This is a genomic window from Desulfonatronospira thiodismutans ASO3-1 (assembly GCF_000174435.1).
Taxonomy (GTDB): Bacteria; Desulfobacterota; Desulfovibrionia; order Desulfovibrionales; family Desulfonatronovibrionaceae; genus Desulfonatronospira; species Desulfonatronospira thiodismutans.
In genome coordinates, this window is sequence record NZ_ACJN02000003.1 from 476,438 (window position 1) to 499,256 (window position 22,819).

Annotated in this window: 23 protein-coding genes and 1 other RNA gene; 5 read left to right on the forward strand and 19 right to left on the reverse strand. The window is 52.6% G+C overall.

The window, feature by feature from the left end:
* Positions 1-430: 430 nt before the first annotated feature.
* The 18 genes from rny to DTHIO_RS14200 all read right to left on the reverse strand — a co-directional run bounded on the left by rny (position 431) and on the right by DTHIO_RS14200 (position 16,659).
* Positions 431-1,990 carry a ribonuclease Y gene (gene rny / locus DTHIO_RS14120; RefSeq protein ID WP_008870939.1) on the reverse strand — a complete coding sequence of 520 codons (1,560 nt, stop codon included), beginning with the start codon at positions 1,988-1,990 and terminating at the stop codon, positions 431-433.
* 272 nt (positions 1,991-2,262) lie between these two features.
* A non-coding RNA gene (ssrS, locus tag DTHIO_RS20605) (6S RNA) lies at positions 2,263-2,446 on the reverse strand.
* A 24-nt stretch (positions 2,447-2,470) separates the two neighbouring features.
* A complete protein-coding gene (locus DTHIO_RS14125; protein WP_008870940.1) occupies positions 2,471-2,743 on the reverse strand; it encodes a cell division protein ZapA in 273 nt (90 codons plus the stop codon).
* Complete coding sequence (locus tag DTHIO_RS14130) at positions 2,743-2,922, reverse strand: hypothetical protein (protein WP_008870941.1); 180 nt, start codon at positions 2,920-2,922, stop codon at positions 2,743-2,745. The genes DTHIO_RS14125 and DTHIO_RS14130 overlap by 1 nt, the downstream gene beginning before the upstream one ends.
* 9 nt (positions 2,923-2,931) lie before the next feature.
* On the reverse strand, positions 2,932-4,356 hold the full coding sequence (gene glmU, locus DTHIO_RS14135) for a bifunctional UDP-N-acetylglucosamine diphosphorylase/glucosamine-1-phosphate N-acetyltransferase GlmU (protein ID WP_008870942.1): 1,425 nt from the start codon (positions 4,354-4,356) through the stop codon (positions 2,932-2,934).
* A gap of 228 nt (positions 4,357-4,584) precedes the next feature.
* Entirely contained in the window at positions 4,585-5,013 is a 429-nt protein-coding gene (locus tag DTHIO_RS14140; RefSeq protein ID WP_008870943.1) for a F0F1 ATP synthase subunit epsilon, read from the reverse strand.
* Positions 5,014-5,184: 171 nt separating this feature from the next.
* Positions 5,185-6,594, reverse strand: coding sequence for a F0F1 ATP synthase subunit beta (gene atpD, locus DTHIO_RS14145; protein ID WP_008870944.1), 1,410 nt, complete (start codon positions 6,592-6,594; stop codon positions 5,185-5,187).
* Between the two features lie 17 nt (positions 6,595-6,611).
* Positions 6,612-7,487, reverse strand: coding sequence for a F0F1 ATP synthase subunit gamma (locus DTHIO_RS14150; protein ID WP_008870945.1), 876 nt, complete (start codon positions 7,485-7,487; stop codon positions 6,612-6,614).
* A 12-nt stretch (positions 7,488-7,499) separates the two neighbouring features.
* Positions 7,500-9,008, reverse strand: coding sequence for a F0F1 ATP synthase subunit alpha (gene atpA, locus DTHIO_RS14155; RefSeq protein WP_008870946.1), 1,509 nt, complete (start codon positions 9,006-9,008; stop codon positions 7,500-7,502).
* A gap of 4 nt (positions 9,009-9,012) precedes the next feature.
* Positions 9,013-9,564 carry a F0F1 ATP synthase subunit delta gene (locus tag DTHIO_RS14160; RefSeq protein WP_008870947.1) on the reverse strand — a complete coding sequence of 184 codons (552 nt, stop codon included), beginning with the start codon at positions 9,562-9,564 and terminating at the stop codon, positions 9,013-9,015.
* The gene (locus DTHIO_RS14165; protein ID WP_008870948.1) at positions 9,561-10,124 is read right to left on the reverse strand and encodes a F0F1 ATP synthase subunit B; all 564 of its coding nucleotides are present in this window, start codon (positions 10,122-10,124) and stop codon (positions 9,561-9,563) included. Before DTHIO_RS14165 ends, DTHIO_RS14160 begins: the two co-directional genes overlap by 4 nt.
* Positions 10,125-10,148: 24 nt before the next feature.
* The gene (locus DTHIO_RS14170; RefSeq protein ID WP_008870949.1) at positions 10,149-10,571 is read right to left on the reverse strand and encodes a F0F1 ATP synthase subunit B; all 423 of its coding nucleotides are present in this window, start codon (positions 10,569-10,571) and stop codon (positions 10,149-10,151) included.
* Positions 10,572-10,883: 312 nt separating this feature from the next.
* Positions 10,884-11,276 (reverse strand): bactofilin family protein, encoded by a 393-nt coding sequence (locus DTHIO_RS14175; RefSeq protein ID WP_008870950.1) that lies wholly within the window; start codon positions 11,274-11,276, stop codon positions 10,884-10,886.
* A 44-nt stretch (positions 11,277-11,320) separates the two neighbouring features.
* Complete coding sequence (rodA, locus tag DTHIO_RS14180; RefSeq protein WP_008870951.1) at positions 11,321-12,427, reverse strand: rod shape-determining protein RodA; 1,107 nt, start codon at positions 12,425-12,427, stop codon at positions 11,321-11,323.
* Positions 12,424-14,223 (reverse strand): penicillin-binding protein 2, encoded by a 1,800-nt coding sequence (gene mrdA, locus DTHIO_RS14185; RefSeq protein WP_008870952.1) that lies wholly within the window; start codon positions 14,221-14,223, stop codon positions 12,424-12,426. Before mrdA ends, rodA begins: the two co-directional genes overlap by 4 nt.
* Positions 14,189-14,578, reverse strand: a complete 390-nt coding sequence (locus DTHIO_RS14190) for a hypothetical protein (RefSeq protein ID WP_161598683.1) — start codon at positions 14,576-14,578, stop codon at positions 14,189-14,191. The genes mrdA and DTHIO_RS14190 overlap by 35 nt, the downstream gene beginning before the upstream one ends.
* A gap of 124 nt (positions 14,579-14,702) precedes the next feature.
* On the reverse strand, positions 14,703-15,479 hold the full coding sequence (mreC, locus tag DTHIO_RS14195) for a rod shape-determining protein MreC (protein WP_144311542.1): 777 nt from the start codon (positions 15,477-15,479) through the stop codon (positions 14,703-14,705).
* A gap of 139 nt (positions 15,480-15,618) precedes the next feature.
* Positions 15,619-16,659: a rod shape-determining protein gene (locus DTHIO_RS14200; RefSeq protein WP_008870955.1), complete on the reverse strand. Its 1,041-nt coding sequence runs from the start codon at positions 16,657-16,659 to the stop codon at positions 15,619-15,621.
* Positions 16,660-16,939: 280 nt separating this feature from the next.
* On the opposite strand from DTHIO_RS14200, the gene mnmL reads away from it, so the two are divergent.
* From mnmL to aat, 5 genes are all read left to right on the forward strand, one after another.
* The gene (mnmL, locus tag DTHIO_RS14205; RefSeq protein ID WP_008870956.1) at positions 16,940-17,902 is read left to right on the forward strand and encodes a tRNA modification radical SAM protein MnmL/YtqA; all 963 of its coding nucleotides are present in this window, start codon (positions 16,940-16,942) and stop codon (positions 17,900-17,902) included.
* 13 nt (positions 17,903-17,915) lie between these two features.
* Positions 17,916-18,659: a tRNA pseudouridine(38-40) synthase TruA gene (gene truA, locus DTHIO_RS14210; protein WP_008870957.1), complete on the forward strand. Its 744-nt coding sequence runs from the start codon at positions 17,916-17,918 to the stop codon at positions 18,657-18,659.
* 89 nt (positions 18,660-18,748) lie between these two features.
* Complete coding sequence (gene clpS, locus DTHIO_RS14215; protein WP_008870958.1) at positions 18,749-19,063, forward strand: ATP-dependent Clp protease adapter ClpS; 315 nt, start codon at positions 18,749-18,751, stop codon at positions 19,061-19,063.
* Entirely contained in the window at positions 19,064-21,295 is a 2,232-nt protein-coding gene (gene clpA / locus DTHIO_RS14220) for an ATP-dependent Clp protease ATP-binding subunit ClpA (RefSeq protein ID WP_008870959.1), read from the forward strand.
* The gene (gene aat / locus DTHIO_RS14225) at positions 21,292-22,026 is read left to right on the forward strand and encodes a leucyl/phenylalanyl-tRNA--protein transferase (protein WP_008870960.1); all 735 of its coding nucleotides are present in this window, start codon (positions 21,292-21,294) and stop codon (positions 22,024-22,026) included. The genes clpA and aat overlap by 4 nt, the downstream gene beginning before the upstream one ends.
* On the opposite strand, the gene DTHIO_RS14230 is transcribed toward aat, so the two are convergent.
* On the reverse strand, positions 21,985-22,470 hold the full coding sequence (locus DTHIO_RS14230; protein ID WP_008870961.1) for a hypothetical protein: 486 nt from the start codon (positions 22,468-22,470) through the stop codon (positions 21,985-21,987). The genes aat and DTHIO_RS14230 overlap by 42 nt on opposite strands.
* Positions 22,471-22,819 lie beyond the last annotated feature (349 nt).

Here is a 22,819-nt window from a genome sequence, read left to right on the forward strand (position 1 = left end):
TGCGCACCGCTGATATCCAGGGTCCGGGGGCTTTGCAAACAGGGTCCCGCACTTACTTTCTTAGTTCTGCCCAACTTTCAAAACAAAATTTGCCAGAAAGTAAGTGCGGGATCTGAACGACGTAGGAAGCGTTAATCAAAACCGTAAGACACCGAATTTGATTTGAAGAATATTATAGAAGTTATTCCAGCTTAAAAACTCGTGTATAGGTTTTGATTTACGCTTCCTTGGAGCTCGCCCTGTTAAACACCGCATAGCGGTCCTGCTTCGCAGGGTTTATCAGGGTGAAGTTTTTTACGTCCTGTTTGCGAAGTCCCCGGACCCTGGTGAATAGTTACGAAATCGTTACCTCAAACATACTGTTTTCCCCGGTCCACATGTTCACCAGGCTCCCCTGACCCGGGCACTTGCAGCTTTTCCCCGGCTTAAGCTACTTGGCATAGCCCACTGATCTCTTTTCCCGGATTACAGTCACCTTGATCTGGCCGGGATAAGTAATGCTCTCCTCGATCTTCTGGGCTATATCCTTACACATCAGGTGAGTGGCGTCATCGTCCACATGATCGCAATCCACCATAACCCGAAGTTCCCTTCCGGCCTGAATGGCAAAAGAACGATTCACTCCGTTGAAACTGGAAGCAATCTTCTCCAGTTCTTCCAGGCGGTTGACATAATTTTCCAGGAGTTCCTTCCTGGCCCCGGGCCTGGCCCCGGACAGACTGTCAGCTGCCTGAACCAGAACTGCAAGAATGCTTGCAGGCTGCACATCCTCGTGGTGTGCTGCTATGGCATGAACAATATCCTTGGATTCGTTGTGCTTTTTGGCCAGGTCGGCTCCTATGATGGCGTGAGGACCCTCGACCTCATGATCCACCGCCTTGCCCAGGTCGTGCAGCAGACCGGCCCTTTTGGCCTTTTTCTGATCCAGGCCCAGCTCTGCAGCCATAATCCCGCACAGAAAGGCAACTTCTATGGAATGCTGCATTACATTCTGGGAAAAACTGGTGCGGTAATGCAGGTGGCCCAGCAGGCGTATCAGTTCTGGGTGTATGCCGTGAACCCCGACGTCAAAGGTTGCCTGTTCCCCGATTTCCCGCAGTTTGACGTCCAGTTCCTTTTTTACCTTTTCAACAATATCCTCGATCCGGGCAGGGTGAATCCTGCCATCACTTATGAGCCTCTCGAGAGACTGTTTGGCTACTTCGCGCCGCAAAGGACTATAGGCGGACAGGACTACAGTCTCAGGCGTATCGTCGATGATCAGATCCACCCCGGTGGCGGCTTCGATGGCCCTGATATTGCGGCCTTCCCTGCCGATGATGCGGCCCTTCATATCTTCGCTGGGCAGTTCCACGGCCGAAACAGTATGCTCGGATACATAATCTCCGGCATAGCGCTGTATGGACAACGCCAGAATCTCTCTGGCCTTCTTGGAAGCTGTTTCCTGGGCTTCCATTTCGATCTGGCGGATCATCCTGGCCGCCTCATGCCTGGTCTTGCTCTCAATTTCCTGCATCAGGCGGTGTCTGGCCTCTTCCGTAGTGAGTCCGGATATCTCCTCGAGTTTTTTGCTCTGGTTGTCAATAAGCTCCTGCAGGTGCTCCTCCTTCTCGGCAAAAGTACGTTCCTGCTTGGTAAGCTGATTTTCCCAGGCGACTACTTCACTTTCCTTTTGAGCCACTTTTTCAAGCTTGTTCTCCAGCCTTTCTTCCTTTTCCTGCAGCCTCTGTTCCTGTTTCTTTAACTCTTTCTCCCTTTCCCTGGCATCCTCTTCCAGCTCCTTTTTCTGCTTGAAGGCCTCATCCTTGGCCTGAAGAAGGATTTCCTTTTTTTGTGCTGAAGCTTCTTTCCTGGCTTCATCCAGAATTCTCTGGGCCAGCTCCTGGTTCTCCTGGTACTTCTTGTTGAAAAAAATCTTCTGAGCCCAGAATCCCGCAACAGCTCCAACTGCCAGGGCGATTAAGGCAGTGATGATTACGGTTGTCCACATGGTTTGCTCCTTATATGTAAAGCTCTATTTCTCCGCGATCCAGCAGGCATTAGCTGCGATCCCGGAAACAAGATGCACAGATGCGCAAGGGGGCGGCTATGGGTGATGCGGTCAGCGTATTTTATTTTCCATAAATGGATTAACGGTGATGATACGGCTTCACTTGAAAAAATACACCGTCATCAACATGAGAAGCTGTCGGAGGGTCCGGTAAGCTGCCGTAAAGGCATTGGAGGCAGGCCGATCCTGGGCAGAAGACGAAACCTGGCAAAAGTTATCCCGGCAGGCCGTGTGGAGAATTATCTTGAACCTCGTTTTTACAGGTGGGCGCCAAAGCAGCTCCTTCAGGCTTCCCCGGACTCTGCGGGGCATGCACACCAGAACTGCGCAGCGGCTCCCTTGAGGTTAATGTTGGCTCAAAATAACTCATCTCCATCACGTACCTGCCAGGAATATTTCTATGCTGACCAAAAAGCCAGCTTAATTGTCAGCCTCAAGACTATCTATCTTGTTTACCAGTTCATCTACTCTCTGCTGTAAATCCGAAAGCCTGATGTCACTTTGAAGGTAATCATCAGCCAGGCCCAGAGCAAGATATATAAGCAATCTTTCCTTGCTCAGCTTGCCGCCCCTGCTTTGCAGTTCGGTATATCTCTTTTCAAGATATGCCCTTGCCTGCTCGATACGTTCGGGACCCGCATCTGTTTTGAAATTTAAGTCCAACCCCAGTATATTTAAGTTGTACTCTGGCATCAAAAAGATGTTTCATCTTCAATTTTTTGCAGCAATTCATCAACTTTGGCTGCAACCGTATTGTTCTTCTGTTTCTCAGCCTCCAGTTCCTGCCTCAAGCTCTGGTTTTCCTGCTCCAGCCTGTTCTTCAGTTCCAGAAGGCGGTCAACTTTTTCCGCCAGTTTTTCTATGGCTTCCATTTTAATCGCTTAATCGTTATTTTTAAATTTTTTCAAAGGGCTTTTGCCTTCAAGGTTTTTCTGCCTGGACCTGCCTATGCCCAGGCTCTCAACGGGCACATCCCTGGTTATTGTGGACCCTGCAGCAATCATGCTCTTCTGTTGCAGCACCACTGGGGCCACCAGAGCTGTGTTGCTGCCTATGAACACTTTGTCCTCGATAACGGTTCTGTGTTTGGCCCGCCCGTCATAATTGCAGGTGATGGTGCCCGCTCCGACGTTGACCTCCTGCCCCATTGCGGTGTCCCCGATATAAGACAGGTGATTTACCTTGCTGCCGGCACCCACTGTTGAATTCTTAATTTCCACGAAATTGCCGGCCCTGGACCCCTTGCTCATTCTGGTTCCCGGTCTCAGCCGGGCATAAGGACCAACTTTCGTATCGGTATCTATAACAGATTCTACTATATGTGAAAAGCAAAAAACTTGCCCTCCATCTATAAAACTGTCCTCAATGTAACAATTTGCAGAGATGCTGCTGAGCGAAGAGACCCTGCTTTTGCCGTAAATCTCCACCGGACCGGTGATCCGGGCTCCCGGTTCAATACAGACTTCCGGACCAATTCGTACAGTCTGTGGGGACCTTATAAAAACCCCCTGTCCCATGAACCGGTTTACTATGCAGGAGCGGACATTCTCCTCCTGCTGAATCAGTTCCCCGGGATTATTGACCCCCAGAAGCCCCGGGCACCTGCCGGCATTCACGGCCTCGATCTTCATGCCGGCCTGCCTGGCCAGTGAGATAAGCTGTGTAAGATAAAGCTCACCCTGTATGTTGTCCGCATCCAGCTCAAAAAGAATACCCTTTAGGGAAGAGGTTTTAAATGCATAAAGCCCTGAGTTTACTTCAGAAACATCCGGACCGTGTACCCGGGGGTCAAAGTCCCCTGCTTCGACTATTGCTTCGACACTGCCCTCAGCAGAGCGTAGAACCCGTCCATAACCGCCCGGATCATCAAGCTCAAGACTCATCAGGCCTATATCAGCATCATTGCTGCGGACACTGTTCAAAAGACTGTGAATCTGCTGGCGACTTATTAGCGGAGTATCACCGTTGAGCACCACCAGCCAGTCAACCCCGGTCTTTTTGATATGATCCCAGGCCACCTGCAGGGCATGACCGGTACCCAGCTGCTGTTTCTGGAAAATACAATCCACTTCAAATTCAGTGCAGGCCTCTTGCACCAGGTCGCTGCCATGACCGGTGACAACCATGGGCCTGGAAGAAAAGCATGTGCCCAGAGTGGTTAAAAGATACCACAGCATGGGCTTGTCCAGAAGCTTTTGAAGGACCTTGGGCAGAGGTGAATGCATGCGTGTTCCCTTGCCAGCGGCCAGAACAAGCACGCCTGCCTCAGGAGATAGTGGTAGTCCTTTCTCTTCATCAAAAATCATAATTACGGACCCGGTGGTAATTTTTGCGTAAAATTGCTGCTATTTTTTAAGGCTGATTTTAAAGCAAGCCTCTTTGCATGTCCAGACAAAAAAACCCCGCACCTATTTTATCTGCTTACGCCTGAAGACCCTTCTGTTTCAATGGATACAATATCCACTGTTGAGGATTTTCTGGAACAAAACAGAAAAAACAGGTGCGGGGTTTAGAATATTTTTCTTAGAGATTCATTACATGCTGCAGGTGCCGGCGCTCACAGCGTCATCCCTGCATCTGAGTCTGTGCATGGCCCTGGCCATTGCAGCCTTGGCCCGGGCGTAATCGATCTGCTCCTTTTCCTGCTGCAGACGCTGTTCAGCCCTTTCTTTGGCTTTTCGGGCCCTTTCAATGCTTATCTCATCGGCTTTTTCAGCAACTTCAGCCAGGATGGACACCTTTGTCGGCGTTACTTCTGTAAATCCTCCTGAGACAAACACAAAGTACTTGCGGCCCTCTTTCTTGTAAAAAAGGCTCCCAATACTTAAAGCGGTCAGGAAGGGGGTGTGATTGTGTAAGACCCCGAATTCACCGCTGACGCCTGGAGCGCCGACATATTCCACGTCCTCGCTGAGCAGATTCCTGTCCGGCGTGACGATCTCCAATCTTATCAGATTAGCCATATTTCCACCTTGTATCCAGCAGACTGTTGTAAAAGTCCTGTTGCCCGGTCGCCACTGTGATTGAGCCGGGATTGACAGCCTTAACTTGCACGGCGGAGAAAGCACCTGCCTGGTGGGTCAAGCATTTTGAGCTTTCAGCCGCCGGATTTTTAATTCTCAAGTCCTGTCAGACTAGACCTCTTTGGCCTTTTCCAGGGCTTCGTCAATGGTTCCGACCATGTAGAATGCGTTTTCAGGAATGTCGTCGTGCTTGCCGTCGATGATTTCCCTGAAGCCCTTAATGGTGTCCTCGATCTTGACGTAGCGTCCGGCCTTGCCTGTAAACTGCTCAGCAACATGAAAGGGCTGAGACAGAAAACGCTGCATCTTCCTGGCCCTGGACACAGTGATTTTGTCCTCGTCGGACAGTTCATCCATACCCAGAATGGCGATGATATCCTGCAGGTCCTTGTATTTCTGCAGGATCATCTGCACCTCACGGGCCACGCTGTAATGCTCCTGGCTGATAACGTTGGGATCAAGCACCCTGGAAGTAGAGTCCAGAGGATCCACAGCGGGATAAATACCCAGCTCAGCAATTGGCCTGGAGAGAACAATGGTCCCGTCCAGGTGGGCAAAGGTAGTGGCCGGAGACGGGTCAGTCAGGTCGTCTGCAGGCACATAAATGGCCTGAACCGAGGTGATGGAACCCTTGTCCGTGGAGGTGATACGTTCCTGCAGGGCACCCAGGTCTGTGGCCAGGGTGGGCTGATAACCCACAGCAGAGGGCATGCGTCCCAGAAGTGCCGAAACCTCGGTACCGGCCTGGGTAAAACGGAATATATTGTCGATGAACAGAAGAACATCCTGGTTTTCCTCGTCACGGTAGTATTCCGCGGCAGTCAGCGCGGTCAGCCCGACTCTGGCCCGGGCTCCCGGAGGTTCGTTCATCTGACCGTAAATAAGAGCGGCCTTGTCGATAACCCCGGCGTCAATCATTTCGTGGTACAGGTCGTTGCCTTCACGGGTTCTTTCCCCGACCCCGGCGAAAACGGAAATACCGCCGTGGTTTTTGGCGATGTTGTTGATCATTTCCATGAGCACAACTGTCTTGCCCACTCCTGCGCCGCCGAACATTCCCATTTTACCGCCCTTGGGAAAGGGGATCATCAGGTCGATGACCTTGACCCCGGTTTCCAGGATCTCAATGCTGGTGCTCTGCTCGACGAATGAAGGAGCAGGCCTGTGAATGGGATAATATTTGTCGGCCTTGACCGGGCCCTGTTCGTCCACCGGGCGGCCGACAACGTTTAGAATGCGGCCCAGGGTGGGTTTGCCCACCGGTACCCTGATGGGATCACCGGTATCCTTGCCTTCCATACCCCGGACCAGGCCGTCTGTTGCGTCCATGGATATGCAGCGGACCACATTGTTGCCCATATGTTGAGCCACCTCAACCACCAGGTTGTCTTTCTCGTCGGATATGGTGGGATTGGTGATGTAAATAGCATTCATGATGTTGGGCAGTTTGCCCTCCGGGAACTCCAGGTCAACGACGGGTCCGATGACCTGTACAACTTTTCCGACATTCTGTTCACTCATTTTTTATTGCCCCCTGATTATCCTTGTTTCAATGCTTCGGCACCGCCGACTATATCCATCAGTTCCGTGGTAATGGCCGCCTGCCTGGCCTTGTTGTAGGCCAAAGTTAGTTGATCCACCATCTCATCGCAGTTCTTGGTGGCGTTGTCCATAGCTGTCATCCTGGCTGCGTGCTCGCTGCAGGATGTATCCAGAAGGCCCCGGTAAACCTGGACCTTAATATACCTGGGCAGAATCTCGGCCAGCAGACCCTCCACAGAAGGCTCAAACAGATATTCGCTCTGCGGCCCTTCCGCCTCTGCAACTTCAGCCTGAACCACCGGAAGCACCTGGGATGCCGTGGGCACCTGTTTGACCATGGAGTGAAACTCTCCAAAAATCAGGTGCACTTCATCCAGGTCTTTTTCCAGGTAACTGTTGATGACCCTGGTTCCAATGTCATTGGCCAGCTGAAAATCAAAGTTATTCATGACCTCGGGGTAGGCTTCCAGAAGCTCGTAGCCACGCTTGCGGAAAAAATCCCTTCCCTTTTTGCCTACACAGAGAAACTTTACCTGCTGGCCCTGGTCTTTTTTTTCCCTGGCCAGGCGGGCACCCATCTGGCAGAGATTAGCATTGAAGCTGCCGCAAAGACCCTTGTCTGAAGTGACAACGATAATACCTACGTTATTGATCTCCTCCCTCTTTTCCAGAAGAGGATGGATGCTGGAATCCACCCTGGAGGAGAGATCGGACAGGATCTCGTAGTACTTCTCGGCGTATGGGCGGAAGCGCTCAATGCGCTGCTGCGCCCCGCGCAGCTTGGCCGAGGCCACCATGTTCATGGCCTTGGTAATCTGCTTGGTCTTTTTGACCGCGCCGATTTTCCTTTGTATTTCCCTGAATGATGCCATGTATTTCTCCCGTTAAGCCTTGAAGGTCTTTTTGAACTCGTCCATGGCAGCGGTGATTCTGTTCTCCAGATCGCTGCTCAGGTCTCCAGTGTCCTTTATTTCCTTGAGGATTTCCGGCTTCTGGCTTCTGAAATACTCCAGCACCTCGGATTCAAACTTGCTTACGTCTTCCACTGCCAGGTCGTCCAGATATCCCTTGGTTCCGCTGAAAAGGGATATGACCTGTTCTTCAGAGGACATGGGCTGATACTGGGGCTGTTTGAGAAGTTCCACAAGTCTCTCACCGCGGGTCAGGCGCTTCTGTGTGGCCTTGTCCAGATCGGAGCCGAACTGGGCAAATGCAGCCAGTTCCCTGTACTGGGCCAGGTCCAGGCGCAGGGTTCCGGCCACTTTTTTGACTGCCTTGATCTGGGCCGCACCACCCACCCGGGATACTGAAAGACCGACGTTGATGGCCGGCCTGACACCGGCATAGAAAAGGCTCGGTTCTAAGTAGACCTGGCCGTCGGTAATGGAAATAACGTTAGTGGGAATGTAGGCGGAAACGTCGCCGGCCTGAGTCTCGATGATGGGCAGGGCTGTCAGGGATCCTGCGCCGTGCTCGTCGCTCATCTTGGCTGCCCTTTCCAGGAGCCTGGAGTGCAGGTAGAAAACGTCTCCGGGAAAGGCTTCGCGTCCAGGCGGGCGCCTCAGAAGCAGGGACATCTGACGATAGGCCACGGCCTGTTTGGAGAGGTCGTCATACATGATCAGAGCATGCTGGCCTTTGTCCCGGAAATATTCGCCCATGGTGCAGCCGGCGTATGCAGCAATGAACTGCATGGAGGCCGGATCCGAGGCCGTAGCTGAAATAACAGTGGTAAAGTCCAGGGCCCCGTACTTGCGCAGGGTATCCACAACCTGGGCCACGGTGGATTTTTTCTGCCCTATGGCCACGTAGATGCAGTGCACATCTGTTTCCCTCTGAGCCAGAATCGAGTCTATGCAGATGGCTGTCTTGCCCACCTGCCGGTCACCAATGATAAGCTCGCGCTGGCCGCGTCCGATGGGAGTCATGGCGTCAATGGCCTTGAGCCCGGTGTTCATGGGCTCATGCACTGATTTTCTGGGAACGATGCCCGGGGCCTTGACCTCCACCAGCCTGTGTTCCTTGGCCTCAATGGGTCCCAGTCCGTCCAGAGGGTTGCCCAGGGGGTCTATTACCCTGCCCTGAACAGCATCCCCTACAGGCACCTGCACGATGCGGCCTGTCCTTTTGACCATGTCCCCTTCCTTGATGTGCGTGTCCTCACCCAGCAGGGCACAACCAACACTGTCTTCCTCGAGGTTCAGGACCATGCCCATAACACCGCCCGGAAACTCCAGAAGCTCCATGGCCATGGCGTTTTCTACGCCGTAGACACGGGCAATGCCGTCTCCAACGGACAGAACCACGCCGGTTTCGCTCATTTCCACACGCTTTTCGTAATTCTTGATCTGGCCTTCGATGATCTGGCTGATTTCTTCTGCTTTTATTTGCATAGCCCTATTCACCCCTTTTGATGTTTTCTTTCAAAATTTGCAGTTGAGCCTTTATGCTGGCATCCAACACCTTGTCCCCGACCTTAAGCACCAGTCCCCCAACGATTTCCGGATCTACCTTGTAGTCCAGGGTAACCTGCTGACCGGACTGTTTTTCAAGTTTGCCCACGATATCCTGCTTGAGATTGTCCGCCAGCTTGATGGCCGTCACAATTTCTCCGCGCAGGACACCCTGGTAATCATCCAGAAGCTTGGCGTAATAGACCTGAATCTCAGTAAGGTGATCCAGCCTGCCCTTGTCTGCAAGCAGGTGGCAAAAATTGGAAATTGTCTTGCTGGGTTTGAGCTTGCCCAGCACCTTGGTTAGAATGCCTTTTTTTTCAGACACGCTGATTACCGGATTGCGGAAAATCCTGAAAAGCTCGGGTGAGCCCTCGAGAACATCCGCAATACTGGCCAAATCGTCACCGTAAGCCTTGAGCTCCTTGTCTCCCTGCTTCTGGCCCAGGGCGAAAAGGGCGCGGGCGTATCTCCTGGCTACAATATTACCTATCAATTTAGCACCACCCTTGTTAAGCTGTCGTTAATAAGAGCCTTGTGATCCTCGGCCTTCAACTTTTTCTTGATCATGGCCTCGGTGGATTCCACCACTTTTTCGGCCAGTTCAGCGCGGATTTCCTGCAGGGCCAGCTTGGCTTCCTGCTGAGCGGAAACCTTGGCCTGTTCCTTGATCTGCTCGGCCTGGCTCTCGGCCTTGGCCACTATCTGCTGCTTGAGGGTTTCCCCCTGGGTTTTGGCCTGTTCCAGTATCTGGGCCCGTTCCTGCTCCAGGTTAGAAATACTTTTTTCCACATCCTGAAGCTTCTTTTCAGCCTCCTGGCGTCTTGTTTCCAGGTCCTTGATTTCGGTTTCGATTTCGTTGCTGCGGCTGGGGAAAAATTCGAAAAGCTTTTTGCCCCCGGCATAATAAATGATGGTCAAAAAGATGATAAAGTTTATCACTCTCCAGATCTGATCCCTGGCATCATCGGGAAGGGTCAGGGGATCTGCCAGATTGAACAGAGCAGCCGCCAGCAGTACTGCCCCCAGAATAAGCAATTTTGTCTTTGTGTTCACCGCGTAAGCCCCCCTTTTTTCAATTTAGGCCTTGCCCAGAATTCTGTCTGCGGCATGTCCTGCAAATTTATCCACCTGTTTCTTAAGCGCCGTCAGTGCGCTCTCCTTCTCCTTCCTGGCCTTCTCCCTGGCAGACTGCAGGATAGATGAGGCCTCATCCGAGGCTGCCTGCACAATCTGCTTTTCCGTATCCAGACCCTCATTCTTTTTCTCCTGCCTGAGCTCCTGTGCCTTCAGGCGCGCCATTTCCAGCTCCTTTTCATACGTCTTGAGCTTCTCATCCGCCCGTGAATTGAAGCTTTCGACATCCTCGACCTTCTGGTTCATGATCTCTGCACGCTTGCGGAGCATGCCCCTTATCGGCTTGTACAGGATCAGGTTCAGCAGCAACAGGACAATGAAAAAATTGACCAATTGAATAAAAAAGGTGATGTCTAAATCAATCATACGCCCTCCGGAGAATGTGAATTTTGGTTCAAAGCTGGCTTTGCCTGTAAAATTTCTATTTGGCTTTAGCCAATTTGCAAACTTGTGTCAAAGGCTTTTTCCACTTTTCCTGTTTCCGGAAAAACCTGCTCTGATCAGTTATTTTCAAGGAATCAAGGCTGTTGCCCGGCAAAAAAGAAAAAAACATCTAAATAAAATTTACCTGATTCGCGAATATTTTCACATTGTGCCGTCTGTCTTTATCCAGCACTTGAGTCCTTAGACTTAAGCTCCTTTGCATGATCCATAACTCTTGATTTCTGCCCCCAAACCTTAACCCATGCCCCTGTTCTCAAACACCCTCCTCTTTTTCCCCTCCGGCTTCTGACCTTTTTCATCAGAACCGTTCATATTTATCTCCCCTCTTATCACCGCCCCTTCTTCAACCATGAGGGAAGGAGTATGGATGGTCCCGTTGATATTGGCCTGTTTGTAAAGGGTAACCTTTGTCAGGGCCTTGACGTCCCCTTCCAGGGCACCGCTGAGCACCAGCTGCCCGACCCTTACGGTTCCCTTGACCACGGCATCCTGACCAACAATGAGCGTGCCCTCGGAATCTATCTCACCCTCGAACTCCCCGTCCACCCTGACCGTACCCTTGAACGCCAGCTTGCCCTTGTATGCAGTGCCGGCCCCCATAAAAGCATTTATTTCGTCCTTACCCATCTTTACTCCTTTACCCTTGAATTTGAAAATACCCAGCATAGTTTTCAGCTCTTAAACATGTAGCGACGCATGGAAACATTGAGCACCAGTCCCACCATGATAAAATTAACCAGGGCCGAGGTACCCCCGTAGCTTATAAAGGGCATGGGTATGCCCACCACCGGCAGCATTCCCAGCACCATTCCCATATTGACCATTATCTGCAGAAAAAAATAAAAAAACACTCCGACACACAGAAGAGAGCCGAACCTGTCCTTGGCCTGCTGAGAGGTTGACAGCACCTGGTATAAAAACACACAGAAAACCAGAAGAAGTATCAGGGCCCCGAGAAAGCCCCATTCCTCGCTGAAAACCGAAAAAGCAAAATCTGTGTGTTTTTCAGGCAAAAACCTGAGCTGGCTCTGGGTCCCTTCCATGAAGCCCTTGCCCCAGAACCCGCCTGAGCCGACAGCAATCTGGGACTGAATGACATGATAGCCCGAGCCCAGAGGATCCTGGGCGGGATTCAAAAAACTGAGCAGTCTGGTTTTCTGGTAATCGTGCAGCATGAACCAGAACAGGGGGGCGATCATGGGCAGGAGCACCAGAAGAGCCTTGACCAGCTTCCTGTCTATGCCCTGATAAACAACAATGCCGGCCAGAAGGAAAAGTATGACCAGGGCCGAGCCCAGGTCCGGCTGCCTGGCCACCATTATTACCGGTATGATGATAATGATAAGTACCTTGAGCAGATCCTTGAGTTGTAGGGGATGTTCATCCCTGGACAGGATATGGGCAGTGAGGATCAGGGCACCGAGTTTCACCAGTTCACTGGGCTGAAAGCTGACAAAGCCCAGGTGCAGCCACCTCTGGGCACCGTAAATGGAGACCCCCCAGAAAAAAACACAGGCCAGCAGAATCAATGATACTGCGTAAATATACCAGGACATGACCTTGAGGTGCCTGTAGTCGAAGGACATGACCACAAGCATGGCCAGAAAGCCCGCCCCTCCCCATACAAGCTGTCTGCTGTAGAAATTGTTCAGGGTTGTTCCCTCGCCCATTCTGAAGGCGCTGGCGGAATAGAGATTGAGAACCCCGGCGGCGAAAAGCAAAGCCACCATAGCCAGTATATACCAGTTTATATGCAGAACCAGCTGTCTGTCGATCATGGAAGGTCCTCTTGTGCTGCCTTCTCGGAACTGAAGAGATAGTCATAGATGGACTTGACCACCGGGCCGGCTGCACCGGAACCGGATCCGCCGTGCTCAACCAGGGTGGCCACTGCGTAATTCTCATCTCCCTTTCTGGCAGTACTGATCATCCAGCCGTGATGCCTGAACCAGTAGTCAACCGCCTCGAGTTCGTCATCTTCATGTTCAGGCATCAGCCTGACCACCTGAGCCGTACCGGTCTTGCCCCCCACCTCCACATCCCTGGTCCGGAGCCGTCTGGCTGTACCGCGTTCCTTTTCCACGGTATCCACCATGGCCTGGTAAATAAAATCCAGAGTTTCTTCCTGCCACGGCAAGGGTTGGGGGTCCAGCTTCTTTTCCTCCAGTAGAAGGCTTGGCCTGTAAAGCGTACCTCCATTGGTTAGTGCCGCGGTAAAAACCGCCATCTGAAGTGGAGTGGTCTGCACAAAACCCTGCCCAATGACCATGTTCAGATTGTCCCCGCCTCTCCAGGCCTCGCCTACATTTCTGAGCTTCCAGTCCCTGTCCGGTATGATACCGGCCCTTTCGTGGGGAAGATTGATCCCGGTGGGCTTTCCCAGCCCGCTTTTTTTTGCAAAGGGGCTCATCTTGTCCACACCCAGCTTGCGGGCCAGTTTGTAAAAATAAGTATCGCAGGACTGGACTAAGGCCTTGCTCATATCCACATCTCCATGATGATGCCAGCACCTGAAAACCCGGTTACCCAGCCTGTAACGGGCCCTGCAGAAAATCTCCTCTTCCGGATCAAACCCCTCTTCCAGGCCCAGGGCGGCCATGACAGGCTTGAATACGGAACCCGGGGGATAAGCGTTCTGGATGGTCCTGTTGCGCAGGGGCCTGTGCGGATCTTCGATAAGATCCCTCCAGTCAGCATGGGATATGCCGAAAACGAACTTGTTGTTGTCATAACCCGGGGTGCTTACCAGGGCCCTGACCTGCCCGGTATCGGCATCAAGGACCACCACAGCTCCGCTCTTACCCTGCATCTGGGAATAAATGTGCTTTTGCAGGTCAAGATCTATGCTCAATTGCACGTTCTGACCTGATTCCGGGTATTGAAGCACCTGTTCCCGCAGGACCCTGCCCGCAGCATCCACCTCCTGCTGCTTGAGCCCTTTGGTCCCCCGCAGAGTCTGCTCCATGGTCAGTTCAAGGCCGTGCTTGCCCACATTGTCCCCCAGTCGCAGACCGGGGTCCCTTTTGAGCTCCTCCTCGCTGGCCTGGGCCACGTAACCCAGCACATGGGACAGAACTTCACCCTGCGGGTATTTCCTCCTGGGCTGCACCATGATTTTCACCCCCGGCCAGTAAGGCACCTCGGTCTCCACCCTGGTCAAAAGCTCATAGGAAAGGTTGGATACCAGGACCTGCTTTTCAAAAGACCTGACCATGTCCCTGCCCCTTTCAAACTCGGCCCTGATCTGCTCCAGAGGGATGTTGGTCCACCTGCTTATCTGCTTCAGAGTCCGGTCTATGTCCGGTGTGTCCTCCCGGACCAGGGCCAGGCTGTATGAAGGCTCGTTCACCGCCAGCAGTCTGCCATCGCGGTCCTGAAAAAGCCCCCTGGGGGCATAGACCAGCTGCCTGCGCTGCACATTGTCCTGGGCCTTTTCAAAAAAGTAGTCCGCCTTGTAAACCTGCAGGTACCACAAACGCACCGCAAAAACACAGAACAGAGCGACCACCAGGAACAGAAGAAAATTGTATCCCAGCTTTTCACGCAGCAGGCTTTTTTCTTCGAACAAGCTCATGCATTATGTACTTATTAAAAAGATTATATATTAACATCCAGAGGATAAAATGCACAGCGAACTGAACAAGTACTGACTCCGCATCCATGTGCACCGGCTGACCAAGATCCTGCATGCCGGCCATGACTAAGACAAGGCCTTTTTTAAAAACAGCAAGAAACAGGAATAAAAAAGCCATGAACAAAACATTTCTGGCCTCAAAAAACATGCTGGCCAGAGAATACGTCATGATCAGACCTGCATAATAAAGGATTACGGTCCCGAAGGCCAGGTTACCGGTCCCTTCCAGCAGGAGCATCCATAAGCACCCCAGCCAGAAGGCTGTATTTATAAATCCGAACTGCAGAAGCACCACCAGTCCAGGAGAGAAGAAGTCCGTGCCGGGCAGGAAAAACTGCCCCCAGATCCCGACGATGGTGAAAAAAATCCAGAATGCTGTATGTTTGAACAGAAAAGTTCCCCTGCTTCAAAAACCCTTGTTAAAAATCATATCCGCCCCGCTCGTCCAGCAGCATATCCTCCCCTGAAAAGTCCCGGATAATACCGTCGAAATCCAGGTAATCAGTCCTTAACTTGGTTATATTGTCCAGAACCATGACCTCTTCCCTGTCCATCGCCGACACCAGCTTTTCAGCCTCCACCAGCTGAAACAGGCGGATTTCGGAACGCTCCACCCTGCTCACCCTGGCCACCGGCAGGCCCTTGGGGTAAATACCGGCTGTACCGGAAGTTACTAAGTACTCCCCCTCCTGCAGCGGAGCATTCAAATGCACATACTGAACCGCCAGAGGCTTGTTCTGGCCCTGTCCGGCGATTATGCCCGGGGTCCTGGACCTTGAGCTGACCACAGGTATGCGGCTGTTGGGGTCTGAAAGCAGCAGCACGGTTGAAAAGTTGAGACCGGTTTTATAGGTCCTTCCAAGAACACCTTCCGGAGCCACCACAGGCATGTTGGAGCTTATCCCCTGCAGCCGTCCCTTGTCCACGATAATGGATTCCAGAACACCCAAGGGGCCGTAATTGTGGGCCACGACCCGCAGCCCGCTGCTGCTCCAGCCCGGTGGTGAAGTAAACTCCAGAAGGTCTTCAAGCCTCTCGGCGAAAGCAGCCTTTTCAGACTTGGCAGCCAGCTCCAGCTTGAGACTGTCCAGTTCACGGCGAAGCTCCCTGTTCTCCTGGTGCACGTCCACCAGATATACATAGCGCTCCCAGAAATCCTGGGCCATGGAATGGACCCGGACTCCGGGTTTGAGCACCCAGCCCACGAATTCCAGGCCTGTATAGGCCCCCAGGCGATCCAGGACTTCAGTGCGGGCATTCCAGGTATAAAGACCCAGGTACAGTGCAACACAGACAAAGAACAGGCCGATAATTTTTTTGGCAGTAATTTCCAGGCTAATCTATGGTAACCTCCTTGAGTACATCAAGATTATCCAGAACTTTGCCGGATCCAACAGCCACTGTGGACAGTGGATCTTCTATCACCGTAATGGGCAGGGATGTCTCATCCATGAGCAGCCTGTCCAGGCCCTTGAGCAGGGCCCCGCCCCCGGTAAGGACTATGCCGCGGTCCACGATATCCGAGGCCAGTTCCGGCGGTGTCTGTTCCAGGGCGATTCTTACCGCCTGGACAATGCTTTCCACCTGTTCCGAGATGGCCTTGCGCACCTCTTCGGAGGTTATGGTGATATTCTGGGGTATCCCCGAAACCAGGTCCCGGCCCTTGACCACCATCTGCTGTTCGTCATCCAGGGGATAGGCCGAGGCTATTGTGTTTTTTATGATTTCCGCGTTGCTCTCTCCGATGAGCATATTGTACTTGCGCTTGACGTGATGCTTGATGGAGTCGTCCATTTTGTCGCCGCCCACCCGGACAGACCTGCTGTAGACTATTCCGGACAGGGAGATCACCGCAACCTCGGTGGTGCCTCCGCCGATATCCACAACCATGTTGGAAGTGGGCTCGGTTATGGGCAGGTTGGCCCCGATGGCTGCAGCCATGGGCTCCTCAATGAGATAGACTTCCCTGGCTCCGGCACTCTGCGCGGATTCCTTGACCGCCCTTTTTTCCACCTGAGTGATGCCCGTTGGCACGCAGATGATTATACGCGGTCTCACCAGTCGCCTGCTGTTGTGCACCTTGGTTATAAAATGCCTGAGCATGGCTTCCGTGACTTCAAAGTCGGCTATTACTCCGTCCTTCATGGGACGGATGGCTGTAATGTTGCCCGGAGTACGCCCGAGCATCTTCTTGGCTTCTTCCCCCACGGCCAGCACCTTGTTGTTGCCCCGCAAGTCTCTTTTGACCGCTACCACAGATGGTTCCCGCAGGACAATACCCTTGCCCTTTACATACACGCAGGTGTTGGCGGTCCCCAGGTCGATGGCCAGGTCGTTGGACACAGCTCCGAACAGTCGGTCCAGAATTCTCGTCATTACTTTTCTCCGCTCGAGTATTTGCCCGGTGCCGATAATTGAACAGGCATCCGGGAATTAAGGTTGATGGCAAGGCCAGAGTCAGGTGCGGATCCAGCCCCTGAATTGACCCGGGGCTTGAATATGCTTAATGTAGGGTTTATGCGTACAGCACTGCGACGCCCGGATAAAGAGCGGGTCTTTCCCCGGTAGGCCGTCTGTCTGTATAATTAATGACCCAATCTAAAAATATTATCAGAAGTAGAACCAACAGGCAATACGGCAGGGCTGCGTTTTTTATATGGATATCTACAATACTCTATCCAGCCACTGGAGAAAAAAGTTCAACACCCGGGTTCAAAAAATCCCCCTGGATGCTGGTTTTGACTGTCCCAACAGGGACGGCACCATCTCTGACAAAGGCTGTATATTCTGCAATCCGGCAGGATCCGGAACCGGACTATACTCCTCAGGCATGAGCCTTGAGCAGCAGTACCAATACTGGCGCACAAAATATCTGTCCAGGCATCCGGAAGCGTTATTTGCTGCTTACCTGCAATCTTTCAGCAATACCTACGGCCCTGCCTTTAGAATAAAAAACTGCCTCAAAGAGCTTGCCTCTCTCCCGGGCCTGGAAGTTCTGTGCACAGGCACCAGGCCGGACTGCCTGGATCAGGAAAAGATGCGTATCCTGGCCGGATTCCAGGCAAAAGAGACCTGGCTGGAAATGGGTCTTCAAAGCTCCAGGCCTGAGACCCTAAAGCGCATAAACCGGGGACACACGCCTGATGATTTTGCCCATGCCTGCCGCATGGCCCACAGAGAGGGCCTGAAAGTGTGCGCTCATGTCATAGCAGGTCTGCCCGGGGAAAACCTGGAGGATTTCCTGGAAACTGTAGATTTTATAAACCTGCTTCCGGTCCAGGGGATCAAAGTGCATAACATCTACGTCTGCAAAAACACCCCCCTGGCCGGATGGTGGAGACAGGGGCTTTTCACTCCCCTGTCCCGGGAAGAGTACGTAAACTGGGCCGTGGCGGCCCTGTCCAGACTGAGACCGGACATTGTGGTGCACCGGCTTACCGGGGATCCTTCCGGGGACGAGCTTCTTACCCCGGAATGGTCCAGAGACAAAACCACTACCATAAACAGCATCAAAAAATCCATGCAAAGCCGGGACCTGAAGCAGGGAGCAGATTGCCGGCTCAGTGCAGATGTGGCTTCTGCAGACGCCTTGAGTACCTGCGCATCCCGGCAGGAATAACCGGCAGGTATAGATGGATATGCGTGTAAGACTTACTCTTGCCTACGACGGCACCGGATATAACGGCTGGCAGATCCAGAAAGACGGCCTTACCATCCAGGGGGAGCTTGAAAAGGCCCTGTCCCGAATTTGTTCCGCAAGTATACGCGTGCACGGTTCCGGACGCACCGATGCCGGAGTGCATGCCCTGGGGCAGGTTGCCCACTTCGATCCACCGCCAAAATTTCTCAATGTTCCCTGGAACAGGGCCTTGAATGCCGTTTTACCCCCAGGCATTCGCGTACTTGACTTTGCCCGGACAGACAGAAAGTTCCACGCCCGTTTTTCGGCCCGGGCCAAGCAGTATTCCTACACCCTGTGGACCCAGGGAGCCTTTTTTTATCCCCAGCGTAGAAACTTTGTCTGGAACACAGGCCCCCTCGACCTGGAAGCAATGCAGGAAGCCACCACCTGCCTGACAGGGAGCCATGATTTCAACTGCTTTATGAACAAGGGCACCGAAATTACGGATACCATAAGGACCGTCCGGAACATCCTCCTGGCACCCGGGTTTACTCCCCAGGAAACAGTGGTCTGGATTCAGGCCGACGGTTTTTTGAAACAGATGGCCAGAAATATTGTCTCCGCCCTGGTCCAGGTTGGAAGAAAAAAACTATCCCAGGCTGAACTAAAGTCCATTATCCAGGGCCGGGACAGGGCCCTGGCCCCTGCAACCGCCCCGGCCCGGGGGCTTTGTCTGGAGCATGTTACATATTGATTCCAGTCATGCTTTGTGGTATTAGTTCTCACAATCGGCAAACCTCCGGATTATTGACTTTTAAACAAAAAACATTACGCTAAATCGTTATGAGTAAAGAACTTACAGGGACTCTGCCCAGCCCGGGGACAGTGTCTGAGGAAGAAATAAAGGAACCGCAGCGCTATAAGGTTCTGCTGCACAATGACGATTATACCACCATGGAATTCGTAGTTCATGTGCTGCAGAAAGTCTTTCACAAGACGGAATCCGAAGCAATGCATATAATGCTGAGTGTACACAAGAACGGCACAGGTGTATGCGGTATCTATACCGGGGAGGTCGCAGAAACCAAGGTGGCCATGGTCACCAGCATGGCCAGGAAAAAAGGTTACCCCCTTAAATGCACAATGGAAGAGGTTTAAATGCTAAGTAAAGAATTGGAAAGAATAATCGCCAGGGCCATACGGGAAGTCAAGGTCCGCCACCACGAGTACCTGACTCTGGAACATATACTCTACGCCTATCTCATGGATGACAAGGGCAAAGAGGTCCTTTCGGACTGTGGCGCAGACCTGTTTAAGCTCAAAAATCAGCTGGAAAGGTTTTTCACCGATCATATGGAGGTAATGCCTCCAAGCGGCGACCGCGAAGTGGTCCAGACCATCGGGGTGCAGAGGGTCATGCACAAGGCCCTGTCCCAGATACAGTCCTCGGGCAAGAATATGATCCAGGCCGGGGACCTGCTGGCGGCAATGTTTGAAGAAGAAGAGGCCTTTGCTGTCTACTATCTGCAGTCCCAGGGCTTGAGCCGCCTGGATATTCTGGAGTACATCTCCCACGGCATGGAAAAGGACCGTCCGGGATCGGCCTGTTCCGGATGCAAGCCCAAGGAAAAAAACGAAAAAAGCGCTCTGGCCCAGTACACCCAGGACCTGGTGGAAAAGGCCGGCAAAAAGCTCATCGACCCTCTTGTGGGCAGAGAGGAAGAGCTCAAAAGGGTCATCCAGGTGCTTTTGCGGCGCAGGAAAAACAACCCCATATTTGTCGGCGATGCAGGGGTGGGCAAAACAGCCATGGCCGAAGGACTGGCCCTGCAGATATCACAGAAAAAAGTTCCCGAACCTTTTTTCGATACCAGGATTTTCGCCCTGGACATGGGCGCGCTTCTGGCCGGAACCAAGTTCAGGGGAGACTTTGAAAACAGGCTCAAGGGAGTAATCAAGGAAATAAAAGAGATCCCCGGGGCCATACTTTTCATCGACGAGATTCATACAATAGTCGGGGCCGGGGCCACCAGCGGTGGCTCCATGGACGCCTCCAACATCCTCAAGCCTGTGCTTGCCTCGGGTGAAATCCGCTGTATCGGCTCCACCACCTATGAAGAATTCAAGAACCATTTTGAAAAAGACAAGGCCCTGTCCCGCAGATTTCAGAAGATAGAACTGCCCGAACCAAGCACCAGCGAAAGCCTGGAAATACTCAAGGGGCTGCAGCCCTACTACGAGGAATTCCACCACGTAAAATACATGCCCTCTGCCCTGAAGGCGGCAGTGGATCTTTCTGCACGCTACATCAACGACCGCTATCTTCCGGATAAGGCCATTGATGTCCTGGACGAGGCAGGGTCCATCTTTGTCCTCTCCGGATCCGGCAAGACCAAGAAGCAGATTTCACCCAAGGATATTGAACAGGTGGTCTCCAGAATGGCCAAGATCCCCTCCAGGCAGATTTCCTCTTCTGACAAGGAAAAACTTTTCAGCCTGGACCAGCACCTGCAGGACGCCATCTTCGGCCAGGACAAGGCCATACAGGCCCTGACCAGGGCTGTAAAACGCTCTCGGGCGGGCCTTCGCGAGGAAAACAAAACCATTGGCAACTTCCTGCTCATAGGCCCCACCGGAGTGGGCAAGACCGAGCTTTCCAGGCAGATGGCCCAGGTCATGGGCGTGAGCTTCATCCGTTTCGACATGAGCGAATACATGGAAAAACACGCCGTGGCCAGACTCATCGGAGCTCCTCCAGGATACGTGGGCTTTGACCAGGGCGGCCTGCTAACGGAATCAATCCGCAAGAATCCTTACAGCATTCTTCTTCTGGACGAGATCGAAAAGGCTCACCCGGACATGTTCAACATCCTGCTGCAGATAATGGATTACGCCACCCTCACCGACAACAGCGGACGAAAGGCCGACTTTCGCCATGTGACCCTTCTTATGACCTCCAATGCCGGGGCCAGGGAAATGAGTTCCCCCAGCATCGGCTTCGGGCAGGAGAATCAGGAGGACCTTACCGCCAAGGGGGTCAAGGCTGTGGAAAACATGTTCAGCCCTGAATTCCGCAACCGCCTTGATGCAATAATCCCCTTCAACGCTCTGAGCAAGGAAGTGATGCAGCAGGTTGTGGACAAAAGCATCCGGGAGCTCAATCAGCAGCTCAAGGGCAAGAAGGTCCAGGTCCAGCTGTCTGCGCCGGCCAGGGAATGGCTGGCTGAAAAAGGCTATGATCCCACTTTCGGGGCCAGGCCCCTGGCCAGGCTGATTCAGGAGCAGATCAAGGATCCCCTGGCGGAAAAGCTTTTGTTCGGGCAGAATAACAAAAAGTCCGTGGTCAAGGTGGAGCACGACAAAAAAAATGACCAGTTAAAGTTTAAGTGACCATTACCTTCCTCTCCAGGAACCTTGAATTCCCGCACCCCGGTCAGGCCGGCCCAGACGGGCTGCTGGCCGTGGGCGGGGATCTCACGCCTGAGCGCCTTATCGCGGCTTACAGCCGGGGTATTTTCCCCTGGTACGGCCCGGGCTCTCCCATTTTGTGGTGGTCTCCTGACCCCAGGCTTGTTCTCTTTCCCGGCAGCCTGCACATACCAAGAAGCCTGCGCCGGGTGCTCAACTCCGGAAAATTCACCATAACCGCGGACCAGGCCTTTGAAAAAGTGATAGAATACTGTGCCGGAATCAAAAGAGCCGGTGGTCACGGTACCTGGCTGGTGCCGGAGATGATCAGCGCCTATATCCGCCTGCACCACATGGGCATTGCCCATTCAGTGGAAGCCTGGCATAGAGGACAGCTGGCCGGAGGAATTTACGGCCTGGCCCTGGGCAGCATTTTTTTCGGGGAATCCATGTTCTACAGGGTGCCGGATGCATCCAAGACAGCACTGGTATACCTCTGCAGAATCATGCAGAATAAAGGATACCTGCTCATGGATTGCCAGCAGACAACAAGGCACATGCTTCGTTTCGGGGCACAGGAGGTATCCAGGGCCTTTTTTCTGGAAGAACTGGGAAAGGGGAAAAACCAAACCCGGGACAGGACCGAAAAGTGGGACTTTTCGTGTAACCCCTCAGGGTTCTTCATCCCGGAGAATGGGAGGGTGGGCGCTTAGGTCGTAAAATCCGTGCACTGCAAAATCCAGGGAATAATTGGGAACCTTATCCAGACGGATACGCCCCATGTTTTCATCTTCTGGCATGTCGGCCAGGGGAACAACTCCCGACGGAACAGGAAAAGGCAGGGCAGCACTGTTTATGACTGTAAGGCGTCCGGCATACCTGTTCTGCAGGTACTGAACCAGATGGTCGCGCTCCCTGCGGGTAAAGGCTTCCATAATGGCCCGGACTGCATCCTTTTCACCGTCCTCCATCTCCTGCAGGGATTTGCCCAGTATTTTGGTCCAGTCATAAGACTGCAGTTCCTCAGGGTCCCAGTGGCCGCGAAAGAGGTGAACCTCCACGTTTTTACGGCCCTTGAAGGATTTGATGCTCATATTGACCACATAGGCCCGTTCAAGGGGCAGTTCCTGTTCCGGGGCGACAATATTTAATTCCATAGGTTCTCCATTGTCCTTACAAGGGCAATCTAAGGCGGAAGCCGGTACCGGCTTCCGCCTTTAAAAAAATATTTCAGATTTTAGCATCCAATAAACATGTTCTGCCCAATACATCTGTAACTGTAACAAACTAAGGCGGGCTTTGCCCGCAACCCAATAAAGAAAAGAGCTATTTGACAGGATTAACAGGATTAAGAGATGGATAAAGAAAAAAATCATTTTGTCCTGGCCGGAAGCCAGGCCAAAAGGTTATCACTCCAGCACTCACTTTTTTCCTGCATTCATGAGTGCCGGAAGAAAGTGAGTGCTGGATGGTTAATGCAATCTGCGGCTTCCGGCCGCTGATTGC

What these genes read in the sequence shown, in the direction of transcription:
- rny (WP_008870939.1), bottom strand. Translation starts at nt 1,990, where the DNA reads ATGTGGACAACCGTAATCATCACTGCCTTAATCGCCCTGGCAGTTGGA.
- DTHIO_RS14125 (WP_008870940.1), bottom strand. Translation starts at nt 2,743, where the DNA reads ATGCCAGAGTACAACTTAAATATACTGGGGTTGGACTTAAATTTCAAA.
- DTHIO_RS14130 (WP_008870941.1), bottom strand. Translation starts at nt 2,922, where the DNA reads ATGGAAGCCATAGAAAAACTGGCGGAAAAAGTTGACCGCCTTCTGGAA.
- glmU (WP_008870942.1), bottom strand. Translation starts at nt 4,356, where the DNA reads ATGATTTTTGATGAAGAGAAAGGACTACCACTATCTCCTGAGGCAGGC.
- DTHIO_RS14140 (WP_008870943.1), bottom strand. Translation starts at nt 5,013, where the DNA reads ATGGCTAATCTGATAAGATTGGAGATCGTCACGCCGGACAGGAATCTG.
- atpD (WP_008870944.1), bottom strand. Translation starts at nt 6,594, where the DNA reads ATGAGTGAACAGAATGTCGGAAAAGTTGTACAGGTCATCGGACCCGTC.
- DTHIO_RS14150 (WP_008870945.1), bottom strand. Translation starts at nt 7,487, where the DNA reads ATGGCATCATTCAGGGAAATACAAAGGAAAATCGGCGCGGTCAAAAAG.
- atpA (WP_008870946.1), bottom strand. Translation starts at nt 9,008, where the DNA reads ATGCAAATAAAAGCAGAAGAAATCAGCCAGATCATCGAAGGCCAGATC.
- DTHIO_RS14170 (WP_008870949.1), bottom strand. Translation starts at nt 10,571, where the DNA reads ATGATTGATTTAGACATCACCTTTTTTATTCAATTGGTCAATTTTTTC.
- DTHIO_RS14175 (WP_008870950.1), bottom strand. Translation starts at nt 11,276, where the DNA reads ATGGGTAAGGACGAAATAAATGCTTTTATGGGGGCCGGCACTGCATAC.
- rodA (WP_008870951.1), bottom strand. Translation starts at nt 12,427, where the DNA reads ATGATCGACAGACAGCTGGTTCTGCATATAAACTGGTATATACTGGCT.
- mrdA (WP_008870952.1), bottom strand. Translation starts at nt 14,223, where the DNA reads ATGAGCTTGTTCGAAGAAAAAAGCCTGCTGCGTGAAAAGCTGGGATAC.
- DTHIO_RS14200 (WP_008870955.1), bottom strand. Translation starts at nt 16,659, where the DNA reads ATGACGAGAATTCTGGACCGACTGTTCGGAGCTGTGTCCAACGACCTG.
- mnmL (WP_008870956.1), top strand. Translation starts at nt 16,940, where the DNA reads ATGGATATCTACAATACTCTATCCAGCCACTGGAGAAAAAAGTTCAAC.
- truA (WP_008870957.1), top strand. Translation starts at nt 17,916, where the DNA reads ATGGATATGCGTGTAAGACTTACTCTTGCCTACGACGGCACCGGATAT.
- clpS (WP_008870958.1), top strand. Translation starts at nt 18,749, where the DNA reads ATGAGTAAAGAACTTACAGGGACTCTGCCCAGCCCGGGGACAGTGTCT.
- clpA (WP_008870959.1), top strand. Translation starts at nt 19,064, where the DNA reads ATGCTAAGTAAAGAATTGGAAAGAATAATCGCCAGGGCCATACGGGAA.
- DTHIO_RS14230 (WP_008870961.1), bottom strand. Translation starts at nt 22,470, where the DNA reads ATGGAATTAAATATTGTCGCCCCGGAACAGGAACTGCCCCTTGAACGG.